This is a genomic window from Vibrio barjaei (assembly GCF_001639065.2).
Classification (GTDB): Bacteria; Pseudomonadota; Gammaproteobacteria; order Enterobacterales; family Vibrionaceae; genus Vibrio; species Vibrio barjaei.
Genome location: NZ_LQXO02000020.1, coordinates 1 through 1,282, shown reverse-complemented (window position 1 = coordinate 1,282; position 1,282 = coordinate 1). Strand labels below are relative to the sequence as shown.

Below are 1,282 nucleotides of genomic sequence, written 5' to 3'. Positions count from 1 at the left end.
CACTTTTAATCATGCTACTGACTTGCAAAACAGGGGGAGACCATATAGGTGAGCAACGCAATACCGATGCCGCCGCATACCGCCTTAATCACTTAAAACAACGCATACTGAAAATGCCACGCGTTGCGAATCCCACTTGAACAATTTGTTATGCGTGTTGTTCCAGTGATTTTGTCATTGGAATACAATCCAAACTAATACCTCTTGGTGAATGGTAAGTAGATACTTTATCTCCCATAAATCCAAAGGAGCGATAGAAAGGTGCAGCATTTAAAGTTGATTCTAATTTTAGTGAGCACAAACCATTTTCTTTGGCCAAGCTTTCTAAAAAATTCAGCATTTTTTTGGCCGCACCGACTCCAAAGTATTCGGGTGCTACAAAAATAGCGTCTACCATACCGGTTTCGATATTAAGCTTACCACTACCAATTACTTGACCATCAGTTTCAGAAACGTAAAAAGTATTAATTACATCTTGAACAAAGCCATCAGAAACTCCACCATGCGTCCACAAGGAGAGCTGTTCTTTCGTATAATGGGCTGCACATTTGTCTAAAATAGCGCGTCTTCTTAATTCATAAATTATGTGAACATCAGCTTCAGTAGCTTTTCTAATTACGATCAAAATAACTCCTCCGATGCTTTACGCATAACGCCTTGTTAAGTAGCAGCTAACTACCACTACACCCAAACAAAGCCACCGTAATCACTTAACTCAACCAAACCAAAATCGCCAAACGTTAGCTGTCTGCTTGAACAATTTGTTATGTGGCTAGCGACTTACCCAGACAAACCGACTTGTTGGTGTTGACGTACTTTCCATAAGCACTAATTTTCGAGTAACCATGTCGCTCGTAGAAACACACCGCATTATTATTTATCTTGCGGGTTGAAAGTACTGAGCGCTTGTAGCCTTTGATAACAGCACAACTCTCAAGCAAAGTGATTAGATAGCTCCCTGCTCCTTTGTACTTTGAATACATTCGCTTCAACTCACATGTCTCACTGTCATGCTTACGAAATGAACCACATGCGACCGCTTTTTCACTTTGATAGATGACTAAGCAAATATCAGTACCTAAGCTAAAAGAATCTGCATGGAAAGAGCTCTCGCCAGAATCTGATGTAAGAGCTTTAAGTTCTGAACTCAACTCTGCAACCAGAATTTCAAAATCCTCATCGCTTGGTATTGTTTCCCTATATGTGAACTGCACGTAGCCTCCTGCCACATAACGCCGCATTAAGGTGATGAGATGGTCTCCCCCTACCACTTCACATGTCT

The 1,282-nt window shown here is 41.0% G+C and carries 2 protein-coding genes; both read right to left on the bottom strand.

The window, feature by feature from the left end; genetic code table 11:
• Positions 1-148: 148 nt before the first annotated feature.
• Positions 149-625 carry a GNAT family N-acetyltransferase gene (locus AWH66_RS10505; protein ID WP_029388839.1) on the bottom strand — a complete coding sequence of 159 codons (477 nt, stop codon included), beginning with the start codon at positions 623-625 and terminating at the stop codon, positions 149-151.
• 139 nt (positions 626-764) lie between these two features.
• Positions 765-1,282 (bottom strand): GNAT family N-acetyltransferase (locus AWH66_RS10500; RefSeq protein ID WP_338062025.1); only part of this gene is annotated, 518 nt, incomplete at its 5' end.